Source organism: Mesorhizobium sp. CA4, assembly GCF_020165075.1.
GTDB lineage: Bacteria > Pseudomonadota > Alphaproteobacteria > Rhizobiales > Rhizobiaceae > Mesorhizobium.
In genome coordinates this window covers 16,193-30,998 of sequence record NZ_JAIUHK010000054.1, presented here as the reverse complement: position 1 = coordinate 30,998, position 14,806 = coordinate 16,193, and the positions used below count along the sequence as shown (strand labels likewise).

Sequence of the window (14,806 nt, the reverse complement as noted above, 5' to 3'; positions counted from 1 at the left end):
CGATGAGCCAGGCTTTCAGGGTTGCCGCGAAATTCGAGAACTCTTTCTTGCTGTTCCATGCGAGGCAGAAAACCAACCCGGTCCCGCTTGGACAAACCTGAGCTTACCCGCCTCTATCAGCGAGTCCCGCCACCACCCGTCCATTGAGTGCAACAAAAGCAACATCGACCTTCCCAGCTTGCGACGGAGGGAGTTCGGACTCCTCCATTTTCCCCAGCACTTTTATTTACCCAGTCGCCGAGCTTGCCATTCTTGTACGGGCTTTCCCGCCCCTGCCAGACCATGCCCTCCAGCCCATCTTTTCGATGGCTTCGAAGAATTCCGCGCCGTCGCCCTCGACGTGCTCGCACTATTACATGAACCTCTTCGACCTCCGCAGCGATTGGCTGTTGGACAGTTGCAACCCAGGCAGCGGAAGTCGCCGCCGAATCGACTGAGGCGAACGTTGCCGTGAGACGCATTTACTTTGGCGACGCCGTTTTGCCGATGACGCCGATCGCTCTGACCGACGACGATTTTTATAGAAGCTTCTCCATGGCTCCTGAAGCGGTGCTTGAGCTTTGGCGACATCGATCTGTGGTCCGTTTATCGCCCCGTTGCCTAGCTTCAGCGGCAGATCTCTCTTCCGCAGACGCCGACAGCGCCGCCGTAATCTGTCGCAGTGAAACTACTCCGAGAGGCTGACCGTTTTCGCTCGTGACGACGCCCATGTCGTAACACGAATCAGTAAGCGCCTTTGCGACCACCTCAAGCGTCGAGCCTGACTTCAACTGAGGCAGCGACCCGCTCTCGAATCGGGTTGCGGGATCCATGACAGCATCAACTCGTATGAAACGCCCACGATTGACGTCCTTGACGAACCTCGCGATGTAGTCGTCTGCGGGGTTCAAGAGGATATTCTGACTGTCGCCCTGCTGGACAATCGACCCATCCCGCAAGATGACGATGCGATCTCCCAGTCTGAGCGCCTCGTCCAGATCGTGGGTTATGAAGACGATAGTCTTCTTGAGCTCCGACTGCAGTTCCAGCAGCATCGTCTGCATATCTGTCCTGATCAGTGGGTCGAGAGCCGAATATGCCTCGTCCATAAGGAGGATCGACGCGTCGTTGCTGAGTGCTCGCGCGAGCCCTACCCGTTGCTGCATGCCACCCGACAATTCGTGAGGATAGCGCGTCTCGAACCCAAGGAGGCCTACGCGGTCAACCCAGCGCATGCCGATTTGGCGGCACTTCGCTGCCTCGACTCCTCTGACCTCCAGCCCGAATGTCACGTTGTCGATGACCGTCCTATGCGGCAGGAGGCCAAATCGCTGGAACACCATCGCCGTCTTGTTTCGGCGGAATTCGCGCAGTTCCAGCTCGGACATCTCGATAATGTTGCGCCCGTCAATGATGATCGAGCCGGAAGTCGGCTCGATCAGGCGGTTAATATGGCGGATCAGCGTGGATTTGCCGGAACCGGACAGCCCCATGACGACCTGGATTTTCCCAGCGGACATGGAAATGTTGATGTTGTTCAGCCCTAAAATATGCCCGTTCGCTCTTGCGAGGTCGGCCTTCGAAAGTCCTTCCCTCACAGATTCGATGTATCGCTCCGGAGATCTGCCAAATATCTTGTACAGGTCACGAATCTCAATCGACGCGTCGTTTCTATTCATGCGCTGCACCTTGATGTCTTTGCAGCCTGTGCCCATAGGCCTGGCTGATGCGGTCGAAAATAATTGCGATGCCGACGATGGCAAAACCATTGAGTATACCTTGCGTGAAGTACTGGTTGGCGATGGCTTGCAGGACGTTCAGGCCGAGTCCCTGCACTCCAATCATCGAAGCGATGACAACCATGCCAAGCGCCATCATGATCGTCTGATTGATGCCGGCCATGATCGTCGGCATGGCAAGCGGCAACTGCACCTTCCAGAGCTTCTGCCCTCGCGAACAGCCATAGGCATCGGCTGCTTCCAATACCTCCTTGTCGACCAGACGAATGCCGAGATCGGTGAGGCGGATGATCGGCGGGATCGCATAGATCACCACCGCGATGAATCCAGGCACGCGCCCGATGCCCAGGAGCATCACGACCGGAATAAGATAGACGAAGGGCGGCATGGTCTGCATGACGTCAAGCACCGTCTGCACGACCCCGCCCACATGCTTGAAGCGGTTCATCAGTATGCCTAGCGGCATGCCTATGGCGATGGAGAAGACCGTCGCGGCGAACACGAGCGAAATTGTCTTCATCGCGTCCTGCCACAAGCCAAGAAGGCCTATCGCGATCAGCGTTCCCACGACGCCAGCAACCACACTCCATTTACGTGCCGCTATCCAAGCGATCAAGGCCAGTGCAAGGACAACGAGCGGCCAGGGTGCACGCGAAACTACATCCTCGAGGAAGATCAGGACACGCTGCAGCGGATAAAAGAAATTCTCGATCGAGTCACCGTAGACGCGCGTGAGGTTCCTAAGAGAACCGTCGATTGCCCGTTTGATGACCAACAGGAATTCAGGCTCCAATTGAGGAAATTTGAATAGCCAATCCATATCGCGGTGCCCTATCGTGAGTGCCCTATCGACGGCGCGGTCATGACGCACTGAGAATTTGCCAGCGACTTGGTGCGCGGAGACCAAACGTTGCTCTCCCAAGGTCGAGAGCTTACATGTACGATATGTGGATATCGTTGGGGTACGCAGGTGCGGGCCTCGAGCAAACCTCTCGAAACCCGCACTTGCAAGTCGGCAGAACTTAGAGCGCGGCCTTGACCTTTTCGGCAACGTCAGCGGAGACCCACTTGGTCCAGACTTCCGGCATGTTCTTAATGAACCACTTGGCGCCGTCGGCTCCGCTGGCCTGGTTCTCGGTCATCCACAGCATCACCTTGCCGACTTCAGCCTGCGTCCAGCTGCGCTTGCCGAAATACTCCATTACCTGGTCCACACCGCCACGCTGCAGGTATTTGCTGCTGGCCAAGGTCACCATTTCGGCTGGCTTCCAATAATTCGGCTTAGGATCCGGGCAGTCCTGCTTCGTGGTGCAGTGTGTCCACTCGGCGTCGTCGTGCGCGGGGCCTTCTAGACGGACCATCGGGTACTTCACCAGAAGTGAAGTCGGAGCCCAGTAGGAAGCGATGAAGCCCTGCTTCTGCTCGTACGCTTTGGCGATCGCGCCGTCGAGAGCTGCTGCCGACCCGGTCGGGACCAGTTCAAAGCCCTTCTTCTCGGCCTCAAAGGCCTTGAAAAGTTGCGACGTCACGACTGTATCGCCCCAACCCTGTGGGCCCTGGAGAATCCCGCCTTTGGACGGATCCTCCGGAGCCGGAAAGAGGTCTGGATGCTTCAAGGCGTCATCCACAGTTTTGATATCGGGATGAGCGTCCGCAACGTACTTGGGAATGTACCAGCCAGAATTCTGGCCGTCGCTGATCGCCGTTCCAATTTGGCTGATGCGTTTCTCTTCAGCGCCTTTCTTGTAGACGTCCCCGAGCAGGCTGGGCGTTGATTCCGGGGAAATGTCAGGTTGGCCCTTCTCGATCATTGCCGTGATGGTTGGCACAGTATCGCCTGCAACGGTGGTTGCACTGCAACCATAGCCGTTGTTGAGGATGAACTGGTCGACATAGGACATGGCCTCGGCGGACTGCCAGCTGAAAACTGCCAGCGTAACGTCTCCGCAAGCCGCGTGAGCTGCACTGCCACCTAGCAGAGTCCCAAGGATGGCAGCGGGACATATTAGGCGTCTCATGTGTTCTCCTCTTATTAGGCGTGGCTTATTGACATATGGCACCGACCCCACGCTGCCCGGCGAAAATAAACCCTCTGCAGAACTTAAGACCTCGAGAGCGTCTTTTGCTCCGGGCTATGCGAGATTTGGCGAAATCTCCGGTTCTCTTCTTCTGACAAAGTCATCAAGAGCTTCCCGCTTCGCAATATCGAGCGGCGGCGGTTCGTACTGCCTCAGGAGCGACTCCGCCTTCTCTGCCGCCCGAACTGGAAGATCTTTGCGGCCATTGGCAACCCATTGCTCGTAGGCCTCGTAGTTCAGGATCTCGGGCGCGATAAATGCGTCCTGGAAATATTTCAGTGTGAACGCGTCACCCAGGTAGTGCCCGCCCGGGCCAACGCGACGCATGGCCTCCATCCCCTCCTCGAGCCGGTCGAAGTTTACGCCCGCAGCGTATTTGGCCATGAGCAGGTTCTGCTCGCCATCGGTCACCAGCTTGGCCAGGCAATGAACCATGCCAGCCTCGTCCCAACCCCCGGCATGCAAGAGCAGGTTGGCGTTCGCGGTGACGGCAGCCATGTAGGAGGTGGCGGATTCATAACCGGACTGAGCATCAAATGTCTTCGCGGACGATTGCGACGCCGTGGTTCGCCATGGAATGTTGTACCTGCGAGCAAGTTGGCCGACGATGGCATTCAGCTGGCTGACTTCGGGCATCCCTGACATCGGGGCGCCTGACTTCATCGACACCGAAACTGAATACTGTCCATAAATCGTTTTGGTGCCGGGCGCGACGAGTTGGGTGTAGGCTACGCCTGCAACGGCCTCGGCATTCAGTTGCACAACGGTGGATATCACGTCGGCGGGTGTATTCGCCGCCCCAAGGACAAATGGTGAAATCAACACCACCTGGTTGGCCAGCGCGAAGACCCGTAGGCCCTCAAGCATGGTGGCGTCCCAAACCAGGGGCGAGTTTCCGGAGACCTGACCCCACAATACGGCATTTTCGTCCATAAAGTCCTGACCGTAGACGATGCGAGCCATGGCCATGCAGTCTTCGGCTCGTCCCTGCCCGGTGGTCAGGCCGTTGGTGGCCAGATCGATCTCGACAAAATTGCTGTGGGAGATGTGCAGGTGCCGCCACGGCACCGGGATATCTGTGGGCTCGCAAGCAAAACCGGTGCCCATGTGAAAGCCTGGGCTCATCTGGATGAGCTTGTTGATTTTCCGTAGGTCGGCAATCGTTGAAAAACGCCGAGTCCCATCGAGATCGCGGATGTTGGGGGCGCCCTGCATCGGACAGAACGTCAGGGTGTCCACTCCGATCTCGAACCGGGTATTGTCTCCGCGGCCTGTCATCTCGAAACGGGAAGGCGCTTTCGCCAGAAGGGACTCGATCAGTTCGCCGTCGATGTGTACGCGCTGGCCGCGAACGTCAGCGCCCGCCTCCTTCCACTGCGCAAGTGCGAGCTCGTCGCGAAAATCGATGCCAATTTCCCTCAAAACAGTTAGCGAGGCCTGATGGATGTGCTCCAGCTGATCGGCGCTCACCAGTTCCACGGGTCGCAGTCCATAGCGTATCGTTGACAAACGCGGCGCGACTGCATTCTCGCGGGCTGCCTTACGGCTTGCGCGCCCGCGGCGTTTTTCAATTATGAGGTTCTCGGTCATCATCTCACCACTTCGCAAGGCGCCTAACCGGACGCGTTTCACTTGCCGCCCTCCAGCAAGGCGGCGAGTGCGGCAAGCAGCTCGCCTTTCATGGTTTGATCGATTGGCCGCAACGGCTTCCTAACATTGCCGGTGCCGAAACCTCGATGGTGCGCGGCGGCAATGACACACGGGACATAGTCGTGGGTCCAAATGTGCAGCATGGCCGGAAGCATGCGCTTCCACGATGCTAACGCGTCCGCATATCGGCCTTCGGCGATATGTCCATAAAGTGCGACGGACTCGAGAGGGGCAAAGTTGGCCCCTCCCCATATTGCGCCGACGGCTCCCGCCATCAGCGCGTAGACGGTTGTCGTGTCGCAGCCGTTGAGGACCTTTCCGCCGGCCTGAAGGTAGCGTTGATGTGTGGTGAGGTCACCGGCGCTGTCTTTGATGTAGTTGAAGTTTCTGAGGCCGTTGAGCCGAAGATAGAGATCAGGCGAAACGCTGATGCCCGTCGCTTGCGGGATGTTGTAGCCGATGATGTCGACTCCAACTTGATCGTCGATTCCCCGGTAGAATTCAAGGAGACCGTTATCATCGGAGGGTCCCTCCAAATACGGCGGCAGTATCATGAGCGCGTTCGCGCCGAACGTCTCAGCCCTCTTCGAACGGCGGATGACTTCATCAAAATTGAGGGCCGAGCTTTGACATATGACATTGCAGCGGCCGGCGATCTGGCGGATACCAATACGATAGAGTTCATCGCACTCCTCTTCGGTCAGGTAGGGGTGTTGTCCGGTGCCGGATCCTAAAACCAGACCCTGAACGCCCGCTTCGACATATTGGTCGATCAGGCGTTCCCAAGTCTCGTAGTCTACGAATCCTGCCTCGTTGAAAGGAGTCTGCATAGCAAGATTGATGCCGGCAAGGTTCGCCATCTTTTGTTTCCCCTATACTTCCAGTCCTGCCTTTTTGAGACGATATGCCGTGGTCATTCGAACCCCGATTTCCGTGACCAGCTTCGGGTAGCCCCTATTCGGAGCCGGGCGAGCCCTCAGTATGTCGATGGTGCGGGAGCTCATTCCAAGCGCGAACTCTGCCAGCGCCTTACCGAAGGCCGCTCCGCGCGACACGCCCGTGCCATTGCAGAAGCCGGTGCCATAGACATTGGTGGCCAGTTCGCCGAAGATCATGCCGTTGTTCTGGGCCAGCGTCATCATTCCTCCCCAGCTGTGCTCGTACCCGATCGGCGCCAGTTCGGGATAACGACGTTCGAAGGCGATCTGGTGCGTGCGTTTGGCCCACTCGAGGTCAGCGCGCGAGGCCTTGAAGTCTCGCGCATAGCTGTAGACGTTTCTCAGAAAGAGCCGATTGTCGACCGTGCGCCGGAGCGTGGTGCCGAAGCTGTCGGCGGGGATGACGCCGAAAGTCCGCCTGGCACCCAATATGGTCGATTCCTTCTCCGTCAACGGTCGGGTGAGGCTTGCGAAAGTGTAGAGCGGAATTGCGGTTTCATCGAAGAAGCCGAATTTCGTCATATAGCCAGTGTTGCAAAGATATATCTTGCTGGCCCTGATGGCGCCGCCCGGGGTCTGGCAGACGTGGCGCGAATTCGAGTTATCGGGATTGTTGCTGTACTCGACGTCCGTGATAGGCGTATTCTCGTAAATCGAGCAGTTGCCCGGAAGCGCTCGGGCCGCGCCATACATATATTTTGCAGGTTGCAGCAGGACGGTCCCTGGCGCAAATAGCGCCTTGATGTAATGCAGAGAGCCGGTAATAGATTGAATCTCTTGCTTATCCACCCAAAAATAAGTCTGGCCAAGGTTATCAAGGGCTTGCGCGAACATTCTTAGGTTCGCTTCGCCATGGGCCGTTGCGGCGCTGTGGTACTTGCCTTCAGGACTCCAGTCGCACTTTACACCCAGTTCCTCGACTGACCTCCTGATATAAGCCAGACCTTCCTGGTTGATCTCGTACTCTTCATTGTTGCCTCTGATGTCTTCGGCAAAGTGCTTGTTGCGCGGATTGTGGGCGAGGTCGATGGCGAAGCCGGCGCATCTGCCCGCGGCATTGTTTCCGATCCTGCCGGCATCGACGAGTACGACGGAAGAGTCGGGATCCAGTTCGGCCAGACGGCGAGCACAATGCAGCCCCATCCAACCGCCTCCGATGACCAAATGATCGCACGAAACGTCTTTCGTAAGCGTATTTGCGGGCTCAACCGGTCCCATCGTGGCGAACCAGCCCGATACAGACAGTTCAGGATGTACAGTCGGCACTCGCAAGGCGATATCCACCTGATCGTTGAAGGAACGAGTGGCCATGCTGTCATTTCTGCAGAATTTCGGTAGACGGGAAAGAATCTCCGTGACATGAATGCCAATCATGTCTGGCTGCGCAGCAAGGCTGGTGCTCCGCGGCGCCGACCGGGTCGAATGAAGCCGGGTTGACCGTTGACGTCCGAGCTGGGACGGCGGCGTGCTGATTAGCGGCTACCTGGCGTTGACCATCAAGAGCTTTCCGTTGATCTCGTTCCAGGGGACAATTTCAATCCAGGGGGAGCAGCTATGCCTGGAGAAATTCGGACGATCAGCCGGCGTCATGGTTGATTTCTGCGCCTATTTACGAAGCTACCGTAAGGCTGTCGTCCGCCCGGCGTAAATGACCGGGATGCATGACGAAAACACAATTCGCGCTATGATGCGCCCAGTCAGCATTCATGGAGACTCACTTTGGCTGATCACATTAATATTCAGCAGATCCTTCTTGAGCTTTCTGCGCTGGAGCGTTCGTTGAATGATCCTGCCACATTGAGATTCCTTAGAAGTTCGGCACAGGAGAACACGATTAAGACATTCGGGCGAAAGATCACGAACGGCTGGGAAGAGGCGTTGGATGAGGCGCTCCGCGGCGTGAGAAATATCTCGAACAATCGCCGAGTTTACAGCCACGCAACTGACCGAGGTGGGATAGGCCAAACTCAGCCCATCCTCCCCGGATGTTACCCGTTGCCGGCAATCAGTCCGCCAAATTCGACGCCTTGAAGCAGCGGCTTCACCCCCGAGGGTGTTGGAGCAACGGCCACGCAACAGTTCGAATTGCACAAGATTGCCGAGTGCCTCGGGTGAGTGCGAGGACCTTGGTAGTCATGCCGCTTTTTGGGCGCCCTGTGGCTTGGCTCTGAGCTACCGCTGAGGACAAGGCGCGAAGCATGAGCACATGGTTCTTGGCGTCGACCTGGGCACGAACAATTGCAACATTGTCGCTCGATGCAGATGGATCATAGTCGTGTGACCGCGGATCCGTCGCGAAGAGGTGAGTGCGAAAGGTTGCTATCGGTCATGCGGAGGTCTGCCGCAAGCTTTGCCGGCAACGGGTTCGACGGCGCCGTGCGTCGCTCGCAAGGGAGCCCATGACGTTCAAACCGCCTGACAACTGACACAGCCAAAGCTAGAATAGTCGGCGTCGTCTCGCTACGAAGGGGAACTGTATTGGGGGGCAGGACAATTTCGATTTCGTCTCGCGTCAGCTTTCTTGCGACTCGATGAAATTGAGCAGGTGAGAATTCTCAGCTGACAGTTGGACTGGCCCCGCTGACGCTGACCTCTTCAACCGAAATTCACAGCCCGTCCAAACGCTCGGAGATACGGCGCGCCGCACCCATGACCTCCTGTGCGTACGCTTTCATTGTGCGCGACTTCATCCGGCTCGCAGGCCCCGAGACACCTATTGCCGCCTCGACTTTTCCTAGAATCCGGATTGGAGCCGCGACTCCGCAGACGGACTCGCGCCATTCTCCCTGGTTAATAGCGTAACCCTGAGCTCGGACCTTTTCGAGTTCTGCAAGCAGGCTGGTGCGCGATGCATGTGTGTTCGGCGTGAATGCCTTGAGATCGTCGCAAATGGCCTCAATCTCCGCGGCCGGCAGGTAGGCGATGAGCGCTTTGCCAGTTGCCACCGCGTAGCAAGGCGCCCTTCCCCCGACCGTGGTATAAGCACGAACCGGCTCCGGACTGTCGATCTTGTCGATGTAGAGCACCTCGCGCCCTTGCAGAACCGAAAGGTGAACCGTCTCGCGGGTCTTTGCAGCGAGTTCCCCCAAAATTGCTTCCGCTCCGGCCTTGATGTCGAACTTGTCCATTACACGCCGGCCGAGCTCCCAGAGTTTAAGTGAAGGCGCATACCGGCCAAAGGCCGGGTCGCGGCGAAGGTATCCGGCAGCCTCGAGGGTTTTGAGGATGCGATGCACGTTGCTTTTCGGCAGGCTCAACTCATGAGCCAATGCCGTAACACCGCTATCCTCTCCGGAAGTGACGATCACCTCCAAAGCGCGCAGACCCTTCAACAATGTCTTGTCCATCTACCGGCCCCTCACCGATCCGCGCTTCATCTGTCGCTTCCGAAGCTCTCGGTGACGATCTCTCTCACTCCAGATACAGCCGAAAGCGCTGCAATACAATTACGCAGTTGCCGCGCGCCGCTCGCTCGCGACGCGTTCTACATAGCCACGGACCCGCTCCTTTAATCCAGGACGTGCAGCGGAACGGACCAGAGCAGCGAGTGCGCGGTCATCGTCAGCAACGGAGATCTGCGAACGCAGCATCGCCGCCGTCCTTTCGTCGACCCGAGCGACTTTCGCTGCTTCATCGGCGATAAGCTGGCCGATCTGCTCTTCGGTTTCCAGTATCGCCGTCACCAATCCGATCCCAAGCGCCTCTTCAGCGCCGATAGGCTTTCCGGATAGAGCGAGGCGGCGCGCCGCGTCCCGGCCCACGAGAGATGCCAACCGCGCAGTCCCCAGAACCAGACCGAAACCCGATCCCGGAAACGCAAACTGCGCACCCCGCAGAGCAACCCGCGTTTCACAAGCCGCAAACAGGTCTGCGCCGGCGCCATAACAGCGTCCCCGTCCAATTGCGATGCTGGCGATGGGCAAGGAATGAACCATCTGAAGCACCGCCTCGATACGAACAAATCGAAGCAGAAGCGTGGCATCGGACTCGCTTTCAATATCCGACAGATCGAAGCCCGTGCAGAAATGCTTTCCGGCGCCGTCGATAACCAAGAGTCGCGACTTGCCTTGAACCGCAGTTCTGATCGCGCGATCGAGTTCTTCTATCAAGCTCGCACTCAACGCGTTTCCTTTTTCGGGACGAGATAGGGTGACGCTCGCGCGGCACTCGTCACGAACTACCACGATTCCTTGTCTTTCGCTCATCAATCATCCTCTTACAATGTCCGCTCATTGATAAACAATGCAGCGCTTAAAGCTGTCCGCTGGACAATCAAGCGCCAAACGATTATTCTCACATAATAGAACACCGGTCTACATATTAGAACATGGAAATTGATAATGTCGGAGCGAGCGCTTCCCCTTGAAGGCGTGAAGGTCGTCGAATTCTGTCAGGTGGCCGCCGGTCCGTTCTGCGGAATGCTGCTGGCCGACTTCGGCGCAGATGTCGTGAAGGTCGAGAATGTCGACGGTGGCGATGGAATGCGCCAATGGCCTCCGTTGACGAGCGGCTTCAGCGAGAATTTCGCCTCTCTCAACCGCAACAAGCGCTCGATTGCTCTGAACCTCAAAGCGCCGGAGCAAAGAGAGGTTGCGCTGCAGCTATGCCGCAAAGCCAATGTCGTTGTCGAAAACAACCGCCCCGGTGTCATGGCGCGCCTTGGGCTCGGATTTGACGACATCCGTCACCTCAATCCCTCGGTCATCTACGCTTCGATCTCCGGCTTCGGGCAGATCGGGCCACGTTCGAATGAAGGCGGTTTCGACGTCACTATCCAGGCCATCAGCGGCATCATGAGCGTCACCGGAGAACCCGACGGCGGCACCGTGAAATGCGGTGTTCCCGTGAGCGATTTCGCGACCGGGCTCTACGCCGCTTTTTCTATCGCGAGCGCGTTGCGCCAGGCTGAGCAGGAAGGCCTTGGAAGGTACATCGATGTGTCTCTCCTCGGATCAAGTCTTGGCATCTCTGCTCTCCAGACATCGGAGTATTTCGGCACGGGTGTCTCCCCGCGAAAGCTCGGAGCGGCGCACCCGCGAAACGCGCCATATCAGGCATTCCGCGCAATGGACGGATCTTTCGTTATGGCGGCAGGCAATGACAAATTATGGGTATCGGTATGCGAAGTCGTCGGGCTGCCCGAGCTTCTCGCCGACGCCCGCTTCGGCACGAATTCCCTGCGCGCAGCCAACCAGGCAGCGTTGAGCGCCCTTCTCGGAGACGTCTTCATAGCACGTTCCGTCGAAAGCTGGCTGGATGCCTTCCGCGCCTCTGGCGTCCCATGCGCACCGATAAACGATTTCGCTACGGCACTCGCCGATCCCCAGGTGGCCGCAATGGGTTGGGTCGAGCGGATCACCTTGCCGGGTGGCGACACGACCAATACGTTTGGCTGTCCAGTTCGCCTGGACGGCCTGTCCCCACGTATTCGGCGCGGACCACCGGCGCTCGGGGAGCACACTTCCGAGATTATGGAGGCCCTGCAGAAGGCTAAGAAGCCCAAGAGGTTGGCCTCTTGAGCATACAACCCTTCAAGGATTTCGTCCGCTCGCTCACCGAACTGGCTGACAGGAATGCGCGCGAAGAATGTATGCTCTCAGCAGCGCAGCCGCTCATGATGGACCTCCTGCAAAACGATTGCTGGCTGCCCGACGATTTTGCCCGCGCGGACCCGGAGAAGTATACGCAGTACCTGCTTCATTGTGACCCGCTGGAGCGATTTTCAATCGTCAGTTTCGTCTGGGGTCCGGGCCACGAAACTCCCATTCACGACCATACAGTCTGGGGCCTGCTGGGTGTGCTGCGAGGCTGCGAAATCTCTCAGCGCTATATCGAAGGCGATGGCGGACTTCACACGCAAGGGGGATTGGAATACCTCGAAAGCGGTGCGATCGACATGGTGTCGCCGACGATCGGAGACATCCATAAGGTCTGGAACGGCATGAAGGAGCGCGCTTCGGTCTCCATCCATGTCTATGGCGGAAACATTGGCCGTATCAGTCGTCACGCTTTTGGCAATGACGGGTCTCGTAAGGATTTCGTCAGCGGCTACTCATCCCCGGTGATACCCAACATCTGGTGCAGGTAAATCCGAGGGGATCTCTGCGAATGCCCTCGCGCGGCGGCGGCATGCGCAGTGACGCGTTCATCAACAGCAACAGAAAGAACTGAATTGATGCTCAACTGGAAAGAATATCGCGGTGCCGTCGTGAAGCGAGTCGGGGACCTGCGCAGCTTGGTCCCCGAAGTTATGAAAGGCTATGCGGCGCTGGCCACTTCAGGCGAAAAGTCCGCACATCTGGACGGCAAAACACGCGAGATGATCGCACTTGCAGTCGCAGTCACGACGCGTTGCGACGGTTGTATCGCCAGCCACGTTGAGGCCGCTATCAAGCATGGCGCGACACGCGAGGAACTGGCCGAGGCTTTGGGCGTCGCGATCGCCCTCAATGCAGGCGCCGCCCTTGTATACTCGGCCAGAACGCTCGACGCATTCGAGCAGCTGTCGGCTTGACCGGAAGAGGTCTGGGAAGGCTGGCCAACCTGATTGGGCGAACATCAACGCGCCGGCGATAACTCCACCTAGTCGCAGCGTATCGGAGGAGAGACGCTGCGCAAGGGTTTGCCAGAGTTTTGGTCTGAACTCACCAATAAGTCGTGCCGAGGTTTTATGCCATACGATCAGAAAAAAACGGTAGAGGCGATTCGTGCTTTCGAGAAGGGCGAGATCGTTGTCGTAACTGACGACGACGGACGTGAAAACGAGGGTGACTTAATCGTCGCAGCTGTTCACTGCACACCTGAAAAGATGGCGTTCATTGTACGTCACACGTCGGGCATCGTCTGTACACCGATGCCGCGCGAGGAAGCCAAACGCCTCAATCTTACGGCAATGGTTGCGGAGAACGACTCAGCGCACACAACTGCGTTCACCGTCTCGGTTGATTTTAAGCACGGCACGACTACCGGAATCTCTGCTGAAGATCGAACGCTGACTGCTCGGAATCTGGCCAATCGCAATGTTGGCCCGTCCGATTTTGTAAGGCCTGGTCATATCTTTCCACTTGTCGCTCGCGAGGGTGGGGTCCTCATGCGCTCGGGTCACACCGAAGCGGCGGTCGATCTGTGCAAGCTTGCGAACCTGCCCCCGATCGGCGTCATTTGCGAACTGGTCAATGACGACGGGACAGTGACCCGTGGCCCGCAGGTTGCGCGTTTTGCAGAGAAACACGGTCTAAGACAGTTATCGGTCGCGGATCTGATAGCATATCGCCAGCGCAAGGAGACGCTGGTCGAACGAATCGCATCGTCAGAAATCCACACGCTGGGCGGCAAGGCAATGGCGCACACGTACGCGGTTCGGTGGGACAGAATGCATCATTTGGCCGTCGTCTTCGGCGATATCCGCGACGGCGAGAACGTGCCTGTCCGCCTCCATCAGGAGAATGTACTTGATGATGTTTTTGGAGCGGTTGAGCGGCTCCATGAAATTACGCGTGAAATGGGAAAGCGAAAACGGGGTGTCATAGTCTATCTTCGCGAGGGCTCCGTCGGGGTCGGAATTACCGAAAGGCCGGCCCTTAGGCCTGGCGAGGCCCATGACCAAGCTCAAAAGCGAGAAAGCGAATGGCGGGAGATCGGGCTGGGAGCTCAGATACTTAAGGACCTGGGTATCAGTTCCATCAATCTCATCACCTCGCGCGAGCGCCACTATGTCGGCCTGGAGGGGTTTGGCATGGCAATCGTCAGCACAAAGATCACGTAATGCGCGTCGCGATCGACAGCCGTACGAATGTGGCGGCATTTCCGGTTTGACCCGGCGGTCAACACTGCGTCTCGGTCCGTCACAAAAATAGGAGACTCGGATGTCAGGTAGCCATCACCACCACCATGATCATGATCATCACGATGGACTTGACCACGGACACGGCGAACCGCGCTGGAAGCACGACGGCGTCCGCGTGATCAAGGGTGATCGGCTCGATTCGAACACCGCGCAGACGCCAGGCATGTTCCGTCAGGCTGCAATCAACCATGCCCGCGTTGGCGCTCAAAAAATCTGGGCAGGCACGGTCGCCATCGAGCCCAACGCCAAGACCGGCGTCCACCACCACGGTGCGCTGGAAAGCGTTATTTTCGTGCTGCGCGGGAAGGCGCGCATGCGCTGGGGCGACAAGCTTGAGTTTGTTGCCGAAGCCGAGCCGGGCGACTTCATCTTCGTGCCGCCCTACGTACCGCATCAGGAGATCAACGCCGATCCAAACCAAGTGCTTGAGTGCGTGCTGGTACGTTCCGACAACGAAGCCGTCGTTGTCAACATAACCGATGTCGATCCTGTCGAGAAACCCGAAGAGGTTTACTGGGTGGACCCGATTCACAAGCATCCGTGATACGAGTATCGGCGCCTTATGTAGGGCGGACT

The 14,806-nt window shown here is 57.7% G+C and carries 13 protein-coding genes; 5 read left to right on the top strand and 8 right to left on the bottom strand.

What is annotated here, in order from left to right; translation table 11 throughout:
• Window positions 1-518 precede the first annotated feature (518 nt).
• From LB528_RS28315 to LB528_RS28280, 8 genes are all read right to left on the bottom strand, one after another.
• Window positions 519-1,658, bottom strand: coding sequence for a glycine betaine/L-proline ABC transporter ATP-binding protein (locus LB528_RS28315; protein ID WP_224513686.1), 1,140 nt, complete (start codon window positions 1,656-1,658; stop codon window positions 519-521).
• Complete coding sequence (locus LB528_RS28310; RefSeq protein WP_224513688.1) at window positions 1,651-2,538, bottom strand: ABC transporter permease; 888 nt, start codon at window positions 2,536-2,538, stop codon at window positions 1,651-1,653. The genes LB528_RS28315 and LB528_RS28310 overlap by 8 nt, the downstream gene beginning before the upstream one ends.
• A 202-nt stretch (window positions 2,539-2,740) precedes the next feature.
• Entirely contained in the window at window positions 2,741-3,736 is a 996-nt protein-coding gene (locus LB528_RS28305; protein ID WP_224717088.1) for a glycine betaine ABC transporter substrate-binding protein, read from the bottom strand.
• A 114-nt stretch (window positions 3,737-3,850) separates the two neighbouring features.
• On the bottom strand, window positions 3,851-5,389 hold the full coding sequence (locus LB528_RS28300; RefSeq protein WP_224513691.1) for a trimethylamine methyltransferase family protein: 1,539 nt from the start codon (window positions 5,387-5,389) through the stop codon (window positions 3,851-3,853).
• Window positions 5,390-5,424: 35 nt separating this feature from the next.
• Entirely contained in the window at window positions 5,425-6,306 is an 882-nt protein-coding gene (locus LB528_RS28295; protein ID WP_224513692.1) for a dihydrodipicolinate synthase family protein, read from the bottom strand.
• 12 nt (window positions 6,307-6,318) lie between these two features.
• A complete protein-coding gene (locus LB528_RS28290; RefSeq protein WP_224513693.1) occupies window positions 6,319-7,695 on the bottom strand; it encodes an NAD(P)/FAD-dependent oxidoreductase in 1,377 nt (458 codons plus the stop codon).
• Window positions 7,696-8,990: 1,295 nt separating this feature from the next.
• On the bottom strand, window positions 8,991-9,731 hold the full coding sequence (locus LB528_RS28285) for an IclR family transcriptional regulator (protein WP_224513694.1): 741 nt from the start codon (window positions 9,729-9,731) through the stop codon (window positions 8,991-8,993).
• Window positions 9,732-9,830: 99 nt separating this feature from the next.
• On the bottom strand, window positions 9,831-10,589 hold the full coding sequence (locus tag LB528_RS28280) for an enoyl-CoA hydratase/isomerase family protein (protein WP_224513695.1): 759 nt from the start codon (window positions 10,587-10,589) through the stop codon (window positions 9,831-9,833).
• Between the two features lie 135 nt (window positions 10,590-10,724).
• On the opposite strand from LB528_RS28280, the gene LB528_RS28275 reads away from it, so the two are divergent.
• The 5 genes from LB528_RS28275 (at window position 10,725) to LB528_RS28255 (ending at window position 14,774) form a co-directional block, all read left to right on the top strand.
• The gene (locus LB528_RS28275; protein WP_150828376.1) at window positions 10,725-11,903 is read left to right on the top strand and encodes a CaiB/BaiF CoA transferase family protein; all 1,179 of its coding nucleotides are present in this window, start codon (window positions 10,725-10,727) and stop codon (window positions 11,901-11,903) included.
• On the top strand, window positions 11,900-12,472 hold the full coding sequence (locus LB528_RS28270; protein ID WP_224513696.1) for a cysteine dioxygenase: 573 nt from the start codon (window positions 11,900-11,902) through the stop codon (window positions 12,470-12,472). Before LB528_RS28275 ends, LB528_RS28270 begins: the two co-directional genes overlap by 4 nt.
• A gap of 87 nt (window positions 12,473-12,559) precedes the next feature.
• Complete coding sequence (locus LB528_RS28265) at window positions 12,560-12,898, top strand: carboxymuconolactone decarboxylase family protein (RefSeq protein WP_224513760.1); 339 nt, start codon at window positions 12,560-12,562, stop codon at window positions 12,896-12,898.
• 156 nt (window positions 12,899-13,054) lie between these two features.
• Window positions 13,055-14,149 (top strand): 3,4-dihydroxy-2-butanone-4-phosphate synthase, encoded by a 1,095-nt coding sequence (gene ribB, locus LB528_RS28260; RefSeq protein ID WP_224513697.1) that lies wholly within the window; start codon window positions 13,055-13,057, stop codon window positions 14,147-14,149.
• Window positions 14,150-14,249: 100 nt separating this feature from the next.
• A complete protein-coding gene (locus LB528_RS28255) occupies window positions 14,250-14,774 on the top strand; it encodes a cupin domain-containing protein (protein WP_150828379.1) in 525 nt (174 codons plus the stop codon).
• Window positions 14,775-14,806: the final 32 nt, after the last annotated feature.